Origin of the sequence: Phenylobacterium sp. (genome assembly GCF_046290725.1) — a bacterium.
Classification (GTDB): Bacteria; Pseudomonadota; Alphaproteobacteria; order Caulobacterales; family Caulobacteraceae; genus Phenylobacterium.
Genome location: NZ_JBKBUH010000002.1, coordinates 422,353 through 438,327, shown reverse-complemented (window position 1 = coordinate 438,327; position 15,975 = coordinate 422,353). Strand labels below are relative to the sequence as shown.

Sequence of the window (15,975 nt, the reverse complement as noted above, 5' to 3'; positions counted from 1 at the left end):
TGTAAATCGGCGGGTTCAGGCTCACGGCATCTGGGGGAGGACAGCATGACCCATCTGATCGCCGCCGCCGCCTTCTTCGTGCTGCTGCACCTGCTCGTCTCCGGCACCCGCCTGCGCGATGCAATTACCGGGAAGATCGGGCAAGGCCCTTATATGGGCCTCTTCTCGCTGGCTTCGATCGCAGGGCTCGTCTGGCTGATCTATGCGTTCGGCGCCGCCCGCGCCGCGCCGGAGAACGCCGCCTATTGGACGGTGGGGCCCGCCACACGGAACATCCAACTCGTCCTGCAGCTTTTCGCCATCCTGCTGATCGTACCGGGCCTGACCACGCCCAATCCCACCAGCGTGCGCCAGGAGGGGGCGCTGGAGCGCCCCGACGTGATCAAGGGCATGCTGCGCATCACCCGCCATCCGTTCCTCTGGGGCGTGGCGATCTGGGCGCTGGGCCATCTGGTGGTCAATGGCGACCGGGCGAGCCTGATCCTCTTCGGCTCGCTGCTCGTGCTCGCCCTGTTCGGCACGGCCAGCATCGACGCCAAGCGCAAGCGGGCCCTGGGCGCAAGCTGGGACGCCTTTGCCGCCCAGACCTCCAACGTGCCCTTCGCCGCCATCCTGGCCGGCCGCCAGTCCTTAAAGCTGGGCGAGGTCGGCTGGTGGCGGATCCTGCTGGCGCTGGTGATCTACGCCGCCCTGCTCTGGCTGCACCCTTACGCTTTTGGGGTTCCGGCCCTGCCGGCCTAGCTCAGCGCGAAATCCACCGCCGCCTGCGCATGCACCAGCGCCGTGTCGATCACCGGCAGGGCGAGATCCTCCGGCGAGAGCAGCAGGCCCACCTCCGTGCAGCCGAAGATGACGCTGTCGCAGGCCTGCGCCTTCTCGATCATGGCCAAGACGTCGGTTTTCGAGGCTTGCGTCACCACCCCCTGGCAGAGCTCGTCGTAGATGATGGCGTGCAGCCGGTCGCGGTCGGCCGCATCCGGAACCGCCGCCTCGACGCCCTGCGCCCGAAGCCGGTCGCGGTAGAAGGCCTTCTCCATGGTGAAGCGCGTGGCCAGCAGCAGCGGCCGCGAACAGCCCGCCGCCTTCACCGCCGCGGCCGTGGCGTCGGCGATGTGGATCAGCGGAACCCCGATCGCCGCCTGCACCTGGTCGGCGACGAGGTGCATGGTGTTGGCGCAGATCAGGATCGCCTCGGCCCCGGCGCCTTCCAGCCGGCCCGCCGCCTGGGCCAAGACCTCGCCCGCGGCCTCCCACGCGCCCTGCGCCTGCATCTCCGCAATCGGCGCGAAGTCCACCGACCACATCAGGAGTTGGGCCGAATGCAGCCCGCCCAGCCGCTCGCGCACCAGCCGGTTCATGGCCTGGTAGTAGAGCGTGGTGCTTTCGGCGCTCATGCCGCCGAGCAGGCCTATGATGCGCACGGCGCTTCCCGCTAGAGGCGCGACAGGTCCCGCACCGCGCCCCTGGCGGCGCTGGTGGCGAACGCCGCATAGGCCTTGAGCGCCGTAGAGACCTTCCGGCTCCGCGGCTTGGCGGGGCGGTAGCCGTGGCCCGCTTCCAGCGCCGTGCGGCGGCGATCCAGCTCGGCCTGCGGCACGGCTAGGGCGATCTTGCGGCTGGGGATGTCGATCTCGACCAGATCGCCGTCCTGAACGAGCGCGATCAGTCCGCCCTCGGCGGCCTCCGGCGAGACGTGGCCGATGGAGAGGCCGGAGGTGCCGCCGGAGAACCGCCCGTCGGTGATCAGGGCGCAGGCCTTGCCCAGGCCTTTCGACTTCAGATAGCTGGTCGGATAGAGCATCTCCTGCATGCCCGGCCCGCCGCGGGGGCCTTCGTAGCGGATCACCACCACGTCGCCCTCGGCCACCTTGCCCGTGAGGATCGCCGAGACCGCGTCGTCCTGGCTCTCATAGACCTTGGCCGGGCCGCTGAAGACCAGGATGCTGTCGTCGACACCGGCGGTCTTCACGATGCAGCCGTCCTCGGCCAGGTTGCCGAACAGCACAGCCAAACCACCATCCTTCGAGAAGGCGTGTTCGGCGTCGCGGATCACCCCGTCCGTGCGGTCGAGGTCGAGCTCGTCCCAGCGCCGGGACTGGCTGAAGGCGGTCTGGGTCGGCACTCCGCCAGGCGCGGCGCGGTAGAAGGTGGAGACCGCCTCGCTGTTGGTCTGGCGGATATCCCATCGGGCGATGGCCTCCCCCAGGGTCGGGGCGTGGACGGTGGGCGTGTGGGTATGCAGCAGGCCGGCGCGGTCCAGCTCGCCCAGTATCGCCATGATGCCGCCGGCGCGGTGGACGTCCTCCATGTGCACGTCGTTCTTGGCCGGCGCGACCTTGCAGAGGCAGGGCACCTTGCGCGACAGCCGGTCGATGTCGGCCATGGTGAAGGGCACCTCCCCTTCGATGGCGGCGGCCAGCAGGTGCAGGACGGTGTTGGTGGAGCCGCCCATGGCGATGTCCAGGCTCATGGCGTTCTCGAACGCCTCGAAGCTGGCGACGGCGCGTGGCAGGACGCTGCCGTCGTCCTGCTCGTAATAGCGGCGCGTCAGGTCGACGATCAGATGCCCGGCCTCGCGGAACAGCCGCTCGCGGTCGGCGTGGGTGGCCAGGACCGAGCCGTTGCCGGGCAGCGACAGGCCCAGGGCCTCGGTCAGGCAGTTCATGGAATTGGCGGTGAACATGCCCGAGCAGGAGCCGCAGGTCGGGCAGGCCGAACGCTCGATGACCTTCACCTCCTCGTCGCTCACCTTGTCATCGGCGGCCGCCACCATGGCGTCGATCAGGTCGAGGGCCACTTCCTTGCCCTGGAGCACCACCTTGCCGGCCTCCATCGGGCCGCCGGAGACGAACACGGCCGGGATGTTGAGCCGCATGGCCGCCATCAGCATGCCGGGGGTGATCTTGTCGCAGTTGGAGATGCAGACCATGGCGTCGGCGCAGTGCGCATTGACCATGTATTCCACGCTGTCGGCGATCAGCTCGCGCGACGGCAGGCTGTAGAGCATGCCGTCGTGGCCCATGGCGATGCCGTCGTCCACGGCGATGGTGTTGAACTCCTTGGCCACCCCGCCGGCCCGCTCGATCTCCCGCGCCACAAGCTGGCCGAGGTCCTTCAGGTGCACGTGGCCCGGCACGAACTGGGTGAAGGAGTTGACCACGGCGACGATCGGCTTGCCGAAGTCGGAGTCCTTCATGCCGGTGGCGCGCCAGAGGCCGCGCGCGCCAGCCATGTTGCGGCCGTGGGTCGAGGTGCGGGAGCGATACGGAGGCATGGGTCGTCCTGGAAACTGGCCTTGCGAGGCCGGGCTTCAAATAGGCCGATAGCGCGCCGGACGCCAGATGGCGGCGGTCGGGATGGGGTGAAATCTGATTGACGCTCCGCGCCTTGATCGTGAACACTTCGAGAACTCCCAGCAGTTCTGAGTCTTCAAGTGGAAGATTGTCTCCGCATCGCGGTCGCTCAGATTCCGGTAACAACCGATGCGCGGGCGAACGGGCGCGAAATCCGGGCGGCGATGCGCGCCGCAGCCGGCGCGGGCGCGCGGTTGATCCAGTTCCCGGAGGGCGCAGCCTCCGGCTATCCGTCCGGCGCGGCCAAGGCCATGCTCGCCGGCTGGGCTGTGGATTGGGCCGCCCTGCGCGAGGAATTGGAGGAGATCGCCGCGCTCGCCGCCGAACTCAGCCTCTGGACGGTGGTCGGCTCTAGCCATGCCCTGACTGCGCCAAACCGCCCGCACAACAGCCTCTATGTGATCTCCGACACGGGCCGCCTAGTCGCTCGCTACGACAAGCGCCTGCTTTCCTTCAGCGAACTCGCCGACTGGTACGCGCCGGGCGCGGAGCCGCTGGTGTTCGAGGTGGATGGTTTCCGCTTCGGATGTGCGCTTTGTATCGAAATCCAGTTCCCCGAGATCTTTGTCGAGTACGCGCGGCTAGGCATCGATTGCCTGCTGCTGTCGTCGTTCTCGCGCGATCCGATGTTCGCCATTCAGGTCCAGGGACATGCCGCCTGCAACGCCTACTGGATCGGCTTCGCCGTGCCGGCGCAGTGCGGCGACGCAGCGTCATCCGGCCTAGCGGGTCCCGACGGCCGGTGGATCGCCCAAGCCCCGCAAGCCGCCACACGCCTGCTCTCGTGATCGCCGACCTGGACCAGGCGGCTCCCTCGCTCCAGGTCTCACTGAACCTGGCGCGCCCCTGGCGAGCGAAGGTCCGCTCGGGAGAGCTTCATGCGACGGCTCGCGTGGAAGACGTGCGGAGCCGCGAGCTGAGCGGCTTTTAGAGCGCCCGTTCGATCGCCCCTGTCACCTCCGGATCGGTCGGCTCGGTCCGGGGGCCGAAGGCGCCGATGAGCTTGCCGTCTTTGCCCACGAGGATCTTGTGGAAGTTCCACACCGGCTCGGCCGGTTCGCCCAGGACCTCCTTGGCCCACTTGTAGAAGGGGTGCGCCGTCTCGCCCTTCACGTCGGTCTTGTGGGCGAGCGGGAAGTCGACGGCGAAGTTGGTCTCGCAGAAGCTCTTGATCTCGGCCTCGGTGCCCGGCTCCTGGCCGGCGAACTGGTTGCAGGGCACGCCCAGCACCACCAGGCCCTTGTCCTTGTACTCCGAATAGAGCTTTTCCAGTCCGGTGTACTGCGGGGTGAGCCCGCACTTCGAGGCGGTGTTCACCACCAGCAGGACCTTGTCGCGGAAGGTCTCCAGCGGTAGCGGATCGCCGTCGATGGACTTGAACTCGAAGTCGTAGGCGAACTTGGTCATGGCGGCTCCTCCGGGGGTCGGGGCGAAGCCTAACGCCGTCAGGCGCCGGCCTCCAGAGCCCGTTCGACGGCGAGCGCCAGGTCGAGGGCGCGGGCCGCCTCCTCGGCGGTCACGATCGGCCGCGGCGCCTGCCCCCGCACGGCGGCGAGGAAGGCTTCGACGCTGGTGGCCAGCGTGTCCTGCACCGCCGGAGTGTCGGCGTAGTCGGGGTTGAGCGGATAGCCGGTGGTGTTGCGGAAGGCGCGGCTGACGAAATCGATCTCCACCTCGCCGGAGGGATAGACGAGCCGCATGGAGCGCCTGCGATCCTCGGCCATGCGGGAGGCGTCGAAGACGGCGGTGAAGCCGTCGTCGAACGTCACCTCCGCCCGGGCGCGGTCCCAGCCGCCCGAGAAGTCGACCGCACCCTCCGCCTCCACCGCCAGCGGCGCGGCGGCCGAGAGAGCCAGGGCCAGGTCCAGGTCGTGGATCATCAGGTCGAGCACCACCGAGACGTCGAGGCTGCGCTGCGAGGGCGCGCCGTGGCGCACCGACTCCAGCCGCAGCGGCTGCTCGGGTATGTCGAACAGGCCCATGGCCTGGAACACCACCCGTTCCTGATGCCCGCAGGCGACCACGAGCTTGCGGCGGGCGGCTTCGGACATGATGGCGTCGGCGTCGGAGAGCGAGATCGCCAGCGGTTTCTCCACATAGACCGGCTTGCCGGCTTTCAGGGCGGCGATCGCGCCCTCCGCATGGGCGGTGGCCGGGGACGCGACGGTCACCACGTCCACGGCTTCGAGGAATTCGTCCATCGTGGCGAAGGCGCGCGCGCCGAGCGGCATGGCGAGCGCGGCCGCCCGGTCCGGATGGTGGGGGTCGAACACACCCGAAAGTACGGCCCCGGCCGCGCCGGCATATTTGCGCGCATGATGGCCGCCGAACACTCCGGCCCCGATCACGCCGCCACGCAGGCTTTCGGCCATGGACTCACCGCTCGTCAGAAGTTCTGGGCGCCCCTTACACAGGAAAGCGCCCGGACGCCATGTCGGAGCGCAATCCCCGGTTTGTGACTGCTTCCCGCGTTGGCCCGCCGGGGCCGAACCGCTAGAACCCCCGGGGAATCCCCTCGGAGCATCGCCTTGTCCCGCCTGTTCAGCGCCTATGTGATCGTCGACTGGAGCGCGGCGGCCAAGCCGTCGACGGGGGCGGATTCCGTGTGGATCGGCGTGCTCAAGCGCGACGTGCGCTTTCGGCTGACCTATGAGAGCCATAACCCGCCGACCCGGGCCGAGGCCGAGAAGAAGCTCGCCGCCATCCTCGACGACCACCGCAAGCGCGGCGAGCGGGTGCTGCTGGGCTTCGATTTCCCGCTGGGCTTCCCGCGCGGCTTCGCCGCGGCCCTGAACCTGGCGGGCGATCCGCCCTGGCGCGCGGTCTGGGACCAGTTGGACAGGATGGTCAAGGACAAGGCCGACAACACCAACAACCGCTTCGGCGTCGGATCGGAGATCAATCGCCGGCTGACGGGCGGCCCCTTCCCCTTCTGGGGCTGCCCGCCGAAGGACGCCCTGACCACCCTGCAGCCCAAGCGCACGCGGGCGCACGGCCCGGAGGACCTGCCGGAATTCCGCCATGCGGACCTGGCGGCCAAGGGCGCGGCCTCGATCTGGAAGCTCTATTACAACGGCTCGGTCGGCGGGCAGGCGATCCTGGGCATCCCGGCGGTGCGGCGCCTCAAGCTCGCCCGCGGCGAAGCGCTGAAGGTCTGGCCCTTCGAGACCGGCTTCAAGGTTCTGGCCGAAGCCGACCTGGCCGAGGTGGAGGTCGTGATCGCCGAGGTCTATCCCTCGCTCTACAAGGCCCAGCCCCAGCCCGGCGAGGTGAAGGACGCGGCCCAGGTGCGGGTGACCGCCGAGCACTTCGCCCGCCTGGACGAGGCCGGCAAGCTGGGCGCGGCTTTCGCGGCGGGCAAGACGGCGGCGGCCGACATGCTGCTCGACGCCGAGCGGGAGGAAGGCTGGATCCTGGGCGTGGAAGCCTAGCCGCGCGCTACGACGTCGTCCCGGTTTGCGAAGCAAGACCGGGACCCATGCGCACTGGATTAAGCCCTCTCGGCGGAGGGCTGGGCGGTCGGTCGTTCGACCGTCCGCGACCGCCGCCGCTCCACCCTTCGCGGCGCGCGCAGGTCCTGCAGGTACATGGGCAGCAGCACCGCCCCGGCGCCCAGCGCATTGGCGGCCATGTCGCCCAGGCCCATGTCGCGGCCGGAGAGGCCCTGGGCGATCTCGAGCCCGGCGCCAACGAAGACCGCAAGCAAGGTGAGGTCCACGCGGCGCCGACGGGGAAAGGCCACATAGAGCAGGCTGGTCAGGACATAGAAGGCCACGAAGTGGGCGGCCTTGTCCCAGGGGATCAGGGCCTCTTCGACGCCCTGGAACGGCCCCACCATCCCGACGGCGCAGACGAGGAAGCCGGCGGCGAGCAGGATGCGGGCGGCGAAGGCGGGCGATCGGACCATGCCCCACCCTCGCCCATCGCCGTGAATCGACCGTTCACCCGGCGTCAGATTCCGCGGCGAGCGAGCATCCAGAACCGGCCGCTCAGCAGGGCGGCGGAGATCACGCTGGCGGCGATCACAGCCCAGACGATGCCGTTGAGGCCGAGCCCCATCGGGATCGAAAGCCACCAGGCGAGCGGCATCATCACCACCACGTAGCTGACGAGGTGGGTGAAGGTGGGCGGCCAGACGTCGCCGCGGGCGCGCAGCGCCTGGGCGATCACCACCTGCAGGGCGTCGACCAGGAAGAACAGGCACGAGAGCACCAGGGCGGTCGTGGCCATCGCGATCACCACCGGATCGGAGGTGTAGGCCTTGGTGATCAGGCCCGCCGCCGGCCAGATGGCCAGGGATATGACCAGGCCGAAGGCCGCCGTGACCGCAAAGCCGATCAGGCCGCCGCGGACCACGCCGGCGGAGTCGCGCGCGCCATAGGCGCGGCCGACCAGCACCGCCGTGCCGGTGGCCAGGCCCAGCGGCACCATGAAGACCAGGGCGGCTACGTTCAGCACTACGGCCCAGGCGGCGACGGCCAGGCCGCCCATCCAGCCGGCGAAGATGTTCATGGAGGCGAAGGCCGCCACTTCGAAGAAGTTGGAGGCGCCGGCGCCGTAGCCGATCCGCCGCTGCTCGCGCTCGGCGGCGCGGTCGCGCTCGGGCTTGTCGAAGACGCCCAGGGCGCGTGCGTCCTTCATGGCCAGGATGTAGCCGATGACCGCCAGCGCCAGGAAGGTCCGCGCGCCGGTCGTGGCCCAGCCGCCGCCGACCGCCCCCAGGGCCGGAAGGCCGAAGTTTCCCGGGACCAGCAGCAGCAGGAGCGCCAGGTTCACCGCATTGGCGAGCCACATCATCACCGCCGCAGGGCCGGGGCGGCCCAGGCCCTCGAGCCAGAAGCTGGCGGCCACGCTGAAGGCGTAGCCCGGCAGGGAGAAGGCGAAGATGATCATCACCCGGCTGGCGCCGTCCGCCAGATCCTTCTCCAGGCCGATGGCGTGCAGGAAGGGCGGTCCGGCGACCACCGTCACCGCCATCGAGACGAGGCCGATCCAGAAGCCGTAGGAGAGCCCCCGGCGCAGCACCGCCCCGGCTAGGTCGCGACGCCCCTCGCCGATGCGGCGGGCGGTCATCACCTGCACCCCGGTCAGCAGGCCGACGACCATGGTCACGATGACGCTGGTGGGGGCCCAGCCCAGGGCGTGGTAGCCCAACTCGACCGCCGAATAGCGCCCGACGACGATGGCGTCCGACAGGCCCATGACCATGATGCCCAGGCGCGCGAGGACGACAGGCCAGGAGAGCTTCAAGAGCTCGGCCGTTTCCTTGCGGACGACGTCTGCGCGCCCCTCCGCAGGAAGAGGCGCCTGGGCCGTATCGGCCATGGGAACACCGGTTTTCAAAAGAAGCGGCGAAGGTGGGGCTTCGCCGAGGGCTGAGCAAGCGGCCGGCCGCCCGGCGCCGCAAATTCAGGCGCCGGGTGACCGCAAGAACACAACAGCCGTCAGACCGCCGCGCGCAGGGCCTGGTCGGCGCGCTCTTCCTTCAGCTTCTCGGCCACCAGGAAGGCGAGTTCGAGGGCCTGTTCGCCGTTCAGCCGCGGGTCGCAGTGGGTGTGGTAGCGGTCGGCGAGATCGCCTTCCGTCAGGGCCCGCGCGCCGCCCAGGCATTCGGTGACGTTCTGGCCGGTCATCTCCAGATGCACGCCGCCGGGGTGGACGCCCTCGGCCTTGCAGATCTCCACGAAGCTCTTCACCTCCGACAGGATCCGGTCGAAGGGCCGGGTCTTGTAGCCGTTGGCGGCGGTCAGCGTGTTGCCGTGCATCGGGTCGATGGCCCAGACCACCGTGCGACCGGCCTCCTTGGTGGCGCGCAGCAGGCGCGGCAGGCGCTCGGCGATCTTGTCGTGCCCGAAGCGGCCGTAGAGGGTCAGGCGGCCGGCCTCGTTTTTCGGATTGAGCACGTCGATCAGCCGGATCAGTTCATCCGGCTCCACGGTGGGGCCGACCTTCACGCCGATGGGATTGCGCACCCCGCGGCAGAACTCCACGTGCGCGCCGTCGAGCTCGCGGGTGCGCTCGCCGATCCAGATCAGATGGGCGGAGGTGTCGTACCATTCGCCCGAAGTGGAATCGATGCGGGTCAGCGCCTCCTCGAAACCCAGCAGCAGGGCCTCGTGGGAGGTGAAGAAGTCCACCCGGTGGAGGTGCGGCTGGCTTTCCGGCGTGACGCCGATGGCGGCCATGAAGGTGAGCGCCTCGCTGATCTTCTCCGACAGTTCGCGGTACTTGGCGCCCTGGGGGCTGTCGGCGACGAAGCCGAGGGTCCAGCGGTGGATGTTGTAGAGGTCGGCATAGCCCCCGCCGGCGAAGGCGCGCAGCAGGTTGAGGGTGGAGGCCGCCTGGCCGTAGGCCTTCAGCATCCGCTCCGGATCCGGCGCGCGCGTCTCGGCGTCGAACTCCATGCCGTTGATGATGTCGCCGCGATAGGAGGGCAGCTCCACCCCGCCGATCGTCTCCACCGGCGCGGAACGCGGCTTGGCGAACTGGCCGGCCATGCGGCCAACCTTCACGACCGGTTTGCCGCCGGCGAAGGTCAGCACCACCGCCATCTGCAGGATCAGGCGGAAGGTGTCGCGGATGTTGTCGGCGTGGAACTCCTTGAAGCTCTCGGCGCAGTCGCCGCCCTGCAGCAGGAAGGCCCGGCCGGCGGCGACCTCGCCCAGGAGGCCCTTCAGCTGGCGGGCTTCGCCGGCGAACACCAGCGGCGGCATGGCGCGCAGCGTCTGCTCCACCCGCGAAACCGCGGCGGGATCGGGATAGTCGGTCGGCAGATGCTTGGCCGGCTTCTTGCGCCAAGAAGCAGGCGTCCAGTGTTCGGTCATGGCTCAACTCCGCGCCGCCCCACGAGGCGGCGAGGCGCCTTCTACTCCGAGAACACCGCCGGCGTCGATGGGCGCAAGGCCTGACGCGCCGCGGCCTTGCGCCTCGCAAGCGCCGGCTGGCGCTGGACGGCGAGGCAGACGGCGGCCCCCACGGCGCCGAGCGCCAACCACCAGTCCTGCCACACGCCGAAGGAGACGGCGGAGAAGACGAGATAGACGCAAGCCGTCGCCGCGCCCGCGGCCGTGCCAGCGTCGGCCTTTTCCCGCGCGAAGCCGGCGAGCAGCGCCCCCCAGAACAGCGCCGCCCCCAGGGCGCCGACCAGGCCCAGCTCCAGCCAGATCTGCAGGGCGGCGTTGTGGGGGTGCAGTTCGATGCCGGGCGAGAACATGCGGCTGGCGTCCAGCCCCCAGCCGCGCAAGGGATGGTCGCCGATCCAGTCGACGGCGTGGCACCAGTAGCTCATGCGCATGGACCAGGAAAGCGGGACCTGGCTTTCCAGGGCCGCGTACCAGCCGCCGGCGCGCACGGCATGGACGATCGCCGGGGCGGCGGCGATGTAGAGCGCAACGCCCGCGCCCATCAGCCGGGGCGCGCCCTTGGGCCACCGCACTGTGGCGGCGGCGGCGAGGACGCCGGCCAGCAGCGCGATCAGCAGGGCGTCGTAGCCGAAGGCCAGCGCCAGTCCGACGAGGCCCGTGACCATCGGGACGGCGAGCCACGGCCTGGCCTCCACCCGCCAGGCGGCGAGCGTGGCCGCGGGCGCCAGGATCGCCAGGACGAAGCCGCCCTGGGCGACGTTGCGGGCGGCGAGGTCGGGCCGGGTCGGGTCGCCGATGGCCTCTCGCAGGGCGTAGTAGCCCGCCGCTCCGGTCATGGCCTCGAGCGTCAGGACGAGGCCCAGCCCCGCCACGCCCCAGGCCAGGATGCGCAGGGCGACCTGCCGCGGTCGGGCGGCGGCGAGGCCCGCGGCGCAGACCAGGGCCGCGTAGATCGGCGTCTGCGCCAGCAGCTTGACCGCCGTGGCGCCTTCCAGGTCCTTGGGCTGGTAGGGGCTCCAGACGACGGAGCCGACGGCCCAGATCAGCACGGCCAGCAGGCCGGCCGCGGTCCAGCGGTGGGCCGACGGGACCCGCAGGGCCGGCAGGGTCAGGAGCCCTCCGAGCGCAGCGACGGGCGCGAAGGCCAGCGGCCCGAGATAGCCGGCCAGCACCGACAGCGCAGAGACTCCCACCAGGACCCAGCCGCACCACGCCGCCCAGCGCGTCTCCTCGCCGGAGGGAGCCGTGGTCATGCCGCCGCGCCGAGGCCCTGCGGGACGTGCTTCTCGCGCATGGTGACCAGCTCTTCGGCCAGCGTCGGGTGGACCGCGCAGGTGGAATCCCACTGCGGCTTGGTCACGCCCATCTTCAGGGCGACGGCGGCCATCTGGATGATCTCCGGCGCGTCGGGGCCTACCACGTGGCAGCCCAGGATGCGTTCGCTCCCCTGCTCCACCACCAGCTTGATCAGGCAGCGCTCGTCGCCGCCATAGAAGGTGGTCTTCATCGGCCGGAAGCGGGAGAGATAGATATCGATCTTGCCGTGCTTGTGCCGCGCGTCAGCTTCCGAAAGCCCGACCGAACCCACCGGCGGCTGCGAGAAGACCGCGGAAGCGACCATGTCGTGATCGAAGGTGGTGGGATTGCCGTAGAACTCGGTCTGGGCGAAGGCCGCGCCTTCGCGGATCGCCACCGGCGTCAGATTGATTCGGTCGGTCACGTCGCCCACCGCCCAGATGTTTTCGACACTGGTCTTCGAATAGGCGTCCACCGCCACCGCGCCGTTCTCGGCCAGCTTCACGCCCGCGGCTTCGAGGCCAAGGCCCGCGGTATAGGGCGCGCGGCCGGTGGCGAACATGACGAGGTCGGTCTCGATGGCCGCGCCGGAGTTCATGTGGTTGACGATGCAGGCCTCGGTCTTCTCGATCCGCTCGTGCTGGCAGCCCAGCACGATCTTCACGCCGCGCTTCTTCATCTCGTCGGTGACGTGGGCGCGCACGTCGTCGTCGAAGCCGCGCAGGATATTGGCGCCGCGATAGACGAGCGTGGTGTCGACGCCGAGCCCGGCGAAGATCCCGGCGAACTCGACGGCGATATAGCCGCCGCCGGCGATCATGATCCGCTTCGGCAGCTCCAGCAGGTGGAAGGCCTCCTCGGAGGTGATGGCGTGCTCCACTCCCGGCAGGGTCTCAGGCAGCCAAGGCCGGCCGCCGGTGGCGATCAGCACCTTCTCAGTGGTGAAAACGCCCTTGCCCTCCACCTCGACGGTGTGGGCGTCCACGAGCTTGGCGCGGCCGTGGATCACCTCGGCGCCGGCGTTGTTGAGGTTGGTGACGTAGATGCCCGAGAGCCGGGCGATCTCGCGGTCCTTGGCGGCCAGGAACCGCTTCCAGTCGAAGCTCGCCTGGCTTTCCGACCAGCCGTAGCCCTCGGCCACCTTGGCCGAATGGGCGAACTCCGAGGCATAGACCATGAACTTCTTGGGCACGCAGCCGCGGATGACGCAGGTTCCGCCGACGCGGTGCTCCTCGGCCACCGCCACCCGCGCGCCGGAAAGGGCGGCCAGTCGCGCGGCCCGCACGCCGCCCGAGCCGGCCCCGATGACGAAGAGGTCGTAGTCGTAGTTCGCCACTCGAAACTCCTTAGGGTTCCAGCACGATCACGCCTTCCGGCGCGCCCACCAGGGCCTGGTCGGCCAGGTCGAGGAACAGGCCATGATCGACCACGCCGGTGACGCTCTTCAGCGCGTCGGCGAGCGCCGCGGGCTCCTCGATCCGCCCGCAAGCTGCGTCATAGATGAGGTTGCCGCCGTCGGTTTTCACCGGCGCCCCGTCCCTCATGCGAAGCCGGGGCGCGACGCCCAGGTCGCAGAGGGCGAGCGCGTCGCAGAGGCGCAGGGCCGTGGTTTCGTGCCCGAAGGCCACCACCTCGATCGGCAGGGGGAACTTGCCCAGCACCGCCACCCGCTTGGCGGCGTCGGCGATGACCACGCAGCGTTTGGAAGCCTCCCAGACCAGCTTCTCCCGCAGCAGGGCCGCGCCGCCGCCCTTGATGAGCGAGAGACCCGGTCCGATCTCGTCGGCGCCGTCGATGGTGAGGTCGATATCCTTGACCGGCCCGAGTTCGCCGAGCCGAATACCCAGGCTCTGGGCCAGCTCAGCCGTCGTCTGCGATGTCGGCACGCCCAGGATGTCGAGTTTCCGGGCGGCCAGCGCCTTGACGAACCAGGCGGCGGTGGAGCCGGTGCCGAGCCCGACCGTCATGCCGCTTTCCACCAGGGCCGCCGCGGCCTCGCCCGCGACCCGCTTCTGATCCTCGACGTCTGAGCTCATAGCCGACCCTTAGGCGATGACGCCGCGCGGGGCGACCCTAGTTTTTGGGGCAGGTCGCCCGCAGCCGCAGGATCAGTGTTCGTCGGGCGCTTGGTCCGCCGGAAGCGGAGCCGAAGCTTCCTCCGGGCTAGGCGCGATCTGCTCCTGGGAGATTCGCGCGCCATCGACCTGCCAGACTCCCTTGTCCGGAATTATGACCAGCACCGGCATCTTCATCCACAAGGATAGGAAGACGTGGATCTCCGTCGGATGCGGATCAAGCAAGTGGGCCACCGCAGCGGCGACCGGCTTTCCATCGGGTAGTGGCGGCGGCCCGTCGACGCTCAGATCTATGCAGCTGCGCGTGAACGCTCGCCTCGAAACCACGCGCCCGGCGGCGTTGACGTCGTACCTGTAGTGCCCCCCAGCCGGATAGACATTGAGCTTTGTTTGCGGCGTCAGGAAATAGACGAAGATCGTTCCATCGGAGGACTCCGGCGGGAGCATCACCGGATTGAACTGAGCGGGCGCACAGTAGCCGCTCAAGCCATGCCTCACGGCCGCGTCCCTCGCTCTGATAAGGCGCAACGCAAGAGGCGACAGCACGTCGCCGCCGCCGCTTTCTTCGACCACGCTGCTCGAAAGCACCTCCGAGCCCCGCACATGACCGATGAAGAGGGCATGAGGCTTCCTGCCCTTCACCCCATAGAAGGTGACCTTCAACAGATCGCCGTCGGGTTCGACCACCCACCCCCGAAACTGGCGTCTGAGGTGTTCCGGCTGCTCGACGGCGAGGTCGGAGACCACCCAGCCGGCCTGATCGTAGGCGTAAAGGGCTGCCCCGCGCCGTTCGATTTCGGCAAGTCCGGGAGCCGCCTCCGCTGCAGCAACCTGTGGTCCGAAGATGACCAGGGCCGCAGCCAGGCCAGCCCAGATATTCAGCCCCATGCGTGTTCCCCCCAACCGGAGCGATGCTAGTCCGAGGTTGTGGAGATGCAAGGCGAACGCATCTGTTGAAGACGCGTTCGAACGGGCGCCCCAGCCTAACCTTTTCCCTTCTTGGCGAGCTTGGCGGCGCGGAAGCGAGCCGCCCAGCCGGGCTTCTCCACCTGCTGGCCGCGTTCGAGGCCGAGCGCGTCGTCGGCAAGGTCGCGGGTGATGACCGAGCCCGAGCCCGTATAGGCGCCCGCCCCGATCCGCACCGGCGCCACCAGCGCGCTGTTGGAGCCGATGAAGGCGCCCTCCCCCACATGGGTGTCGAACTTGTCGAAGCCGTCGTAGTTGCAGAAGATCGTGCCGGCGCCGATGTTGGCCTTGGCGCCCACCGTGCCGTCGCCGAGATAGGCCAGGTGGTTGGCCTTGGCGCCCGGCCCCACCTTGACCTTCTTCACCTCCACGAAATTGCCGATGTGCGCCTCCTCGCCGATCTCGGCGCCCGGGCGCAGGCGAGCATAGGGGCCCACCAGCGCCCCGGCCTTCACCACCGCGCCTTCCAGGTGGCTGAAGGCGCGGATGACCGCCCCGGTCTCCACCCGCACGCCCGGCGCGAAGACCACGAACTGCTCGATCGTCGCGCCCGCCGCGACCTCGGTGTCCCAGGCGAAGTGGACGGTGTCGGGCGCCGGCATGGCCACGCCCTCGGACAGGAAGTGGGCGCGGCGGCGCTGCTGGAAGACGGCCTCGGCCTGGGAGAGCTGAAGCGGGGTGTCGGCGCCCATCACCGCGCTCTCCGGCGCTATGGAGGCCTTCACCAACGCCTCCTCGGCCGCGGCGATCTTCACGATGTCGGTCAGGTAGTACTCGCCCTTGGCGTTGTGGTTGTCGACCTTGGCGAGCCAGCCGAACAGGCGCTGGGCGTCGGCGCACATCATGCCGGCGTTGCAGACGCGCACGGCCAGTTCCTCGGGCGTGGCGTCCTTGGCCTCTGCGATGCGGATTACGTGGCCGTCGGCGCCGCGGATCACCCGGCCGTAGAGCAGCGGGTCGGCCGGTTCGAAGGCCAGCATGGCGAGCGCCACCCCCTCGCCGCGCAGCTTGAAGAGCGGCTCCAGGTCCTTGGGCTCCAGGAGCGGGCAATCGCCGTTCAGCACCAGAACGTCGCCGCGGAAGCCGTCCAGGGCCTCGCGGGCGGCCAGGGCCGCATGCGCCGTGCCGAGCGGCGGATCCTGCACGGCGACGGCGCCCGGACCGAGCCGTTTCTCCACCAGGGCCCGCACGCCGGGGCTGTGGTTTCCCACAACCACCACGATCCGCTCGCAGCCGACGGCCTCGATGGTGTCGATCACCCGGTCCAGGATCGCCCGGCCGCCCACCTTGTGCAGCACCTTGGGGATCGGCGACTTCATGCGCGTTCCCTGGCCGGCGGCCATGATCACTGCGGCGCGTGGCGTCATGGAGGATCCTTCGCGAGTCGGCGAGATTGCAATCTTGCGGCCTTTAGCCGAAACG

The 15,975-nt window shown here is 69.5% G+C and carries 15 protein-coding genes; 3 read left to right on the top strand and 12 right to left on the bottom strand.

All coding sequences use genetic code 11. The annotated features are described in order from the left end of the window. The first annotated feature begins 45 nt into the window (after positions 1–45). Complete coding sequence (locus ACK41C_RS13400) at positions 46–741, top strand: NnrU family protein (protein ID WP_409655161.1); 696 nt, start codon at positions 46–48, stop codon at positions 739–741. On the opposite strand, the gene ACK41C_RS13395 is transcribed toward ACK41C_RS13400, so the two are convergent. Together ACK41C_RS13395 and ilvD are read right to left on the bottom strand one after the other, a co-directional pair. Then, positions 738–1,421 (bottom strand): aspartate/glutamate racemase family protein, encoded by a 684-nt coding sequence (locus ACK41C_RS13395; RefSeq protein WP_409655158.1) that lies wholly within the window; start codon positions 1,419–1,421, stop codon positions 738–740. The genes ACK41C_RS13400 and ACK41C_RS13395 overlap by 4 nt on opposite strands. 11 nt (positions 1,422–1,432) lie before the next feature. Next, the gene (gene ilvD, locus ACK41C_RS13390) at positions 1,433–3,274 is read right to left on the bottom strand and encodes a dihydroxy-acid dehydratase (protein WP_409655156.1); all 1,842 of its coding nucleotides are present in this window, start codon (positions 3,272–3,274) and stop codon (positions 1,433–1,435) included. Between the two features lie 159 nt (positions 3,275–3,433). On the opposite strand from ilvD, the gene ACK41C_RS13385 reads away from it, so the two are divergent. After that, entirely contained in the window at positions 3,434–4,141 is a 708-nt protein-coding gene (locus tag ACK41C_RS13385) for a carbon-nitrogen hydrolase family protein (RefSeq protein ID WP_409655153.1), read from the top strand. Positions 4,142–4,280: 139 nt separating this feature from the next. Here the strand turns inward: ACK41C_RS13385 and ACK41C_RS13380 are convergent, their stop codons facing one another. Further along, positions 4,281–4,760 carry a glutathione peroxidase gene (locus ACK41C_RS13380; RefSeq protein ID WP_409655150.1) on the bottom strand — a complete coding sequence of 160 codons (480 nt, stop codon included), beginning with the start codon at positions 4,758–4,760 and terminating at the stop codon, positions 4,281–4,283. A gap of 38 nt (positions 4,761–4,798) precedes the next feature. Then, the gene (locus tag ACK41C_RS13375; RefSeq protein ID WP_409655148.1) at positions 4,799–5,725 is read right to left on the bottom strand and encodes a Gfo/Idh/MocA family protein; all 927 of its coding nucleotides are present in this window, start codon (positions 5,723–5,725) and stop codon (positions 4,799–4,801) included. Positions 5,726–5,881: 156 nt separating this feature from the next. Here ACK41C_RS13375 and ACK41C_RS13370 point away from each other — a divergent pair, with 156 nt between their 5' ends. Further along, a complete protein-coding gene (locus tag ACK41C_RS13370) occupies positions 5,882–6,784 on the top strand; it encodes a cobalamin biosynthesis protein CbiG (protein ID WP_409655145.1) in 903 nt (300 codons plus the stop codon). Positions 6,785–6,843: 59 nt separating this feature from the next. On the opposite strand, the gene ACK41C_RS13365 is transcribed toward ACK41C_RS13370, so the two are convergent. The 8 genes from ACK41C_RS13365 to glmU form a co-directional block, all read right to left on the bottom strand. Next, complete coding sequence (locus tag ACK41C_RS13365) at positions 6,844–7,260, bottom strand: hypothetical protein (RefSeq protein WP_409655142.1); 417 nt, start codon at positions 7,258–7,260, stop codon at positions 6,844–6,846. A 44-nt stretch (positions 7,261–7,304) separates the two neighbouring features. Continuing rightward, the gene (locus ACK41C_RS13360) at positions 7,305–8,678 is read right to left on the bottom strand and encodes an MATE family efflux transporter (RefSeq protein ID WP_409655140.1); all 1,374 of its coding nucleotides are present in this window, start codon (positions 8,676–8,678) and stop codon (positions 7,305–7,307) included. Positions 8,679–8,797: 119 nt separating this feature from the next. Then, positions 8,798–10,177 (bottom strand): class II 3-deoxy-7-phosphoheptulonate synthase, encoded by a 1,380-nt coding sequence (locus ACK41C_RS13355; RefSeq protein WP_409655138.1) that lies wholly within the window; start codon positions 10,175–10,177, stop codon positions 8,798–8,800. Positions 10,178–10,218: 41 nt separating this feature from the next. Then, positions 10,219–11,469: an O-antigen ligase family protein gene (locus ACK41C_RS13350; protein WP_409655136.1), complete on the bottom strand. Its 1,251-nt coding sequence runs from the start codon at positions 11,467–11,469 to the stop codon at positions 10,219–10,221. Beyond that, positions 11,466–12,848, bottom strand: coding sequence for a glutathione-disulfide reductase (gene gor, locus ACK41C_RS13345; RefSeq protein WP_409655134.1), 1,383 nt, complete (start codon positions 12,846–12,848; stop codon positions 11,466–11,468). The genes ACK41C_RS13350 and gor overlap by 4 nt, the downstream gene beginning before the upstream one ends. Positions 12,849–12,858: 10 nt before the next feature. Continuing rightward, the gene (rpiA, locus tag ACK41C_RS13340; RefSeq protein ID WP_409655131.1) at positions 12,859–13,548 is read right to left on the bottom strand and encodes a ribose-5-phosphate isomerase RpiA; all 690 of its coding nucleotides are present in this window, start codon (positions 13,546–13,548) and stop codon (positions 12,859–12,861) included. A 72-nt stretch (positions 13,549–13,620) separates the two neighbouring features. Continuing rightward, the gene (locus tag ACK41C_RS13335) at positions 13,621–14,475 is read right to left on the bottom strand and encodes a hypothetical protein (protein ID WP_409655129.1); all 855 of its coding nucleotides are present in this window, start codon (positions 14,473–14,475) and stop codon (positions 13,621–13,623) included. A gap of 95 nt (positions 14,476–14,570) precedes the next feature. After that, the gene (gene glmU / locus ACK41C_RS13330) at positions 14,571–15,920 is read right to left on the bottom strand and encodes a bifunctional UDP-N-acetylglucosamine diphosphorylase/glucosamine-1-phosphate N-acetyltransferase GlmU (RefSeq protein WP_409655126.1); all 1,350 of its coding nucleotides are present in this window, start codon (positions 15,918–15,920) and stop codon (positions 14,571–14,573) included. Positions 15,921–15,975: the final 55 nt, after the last annotated feature.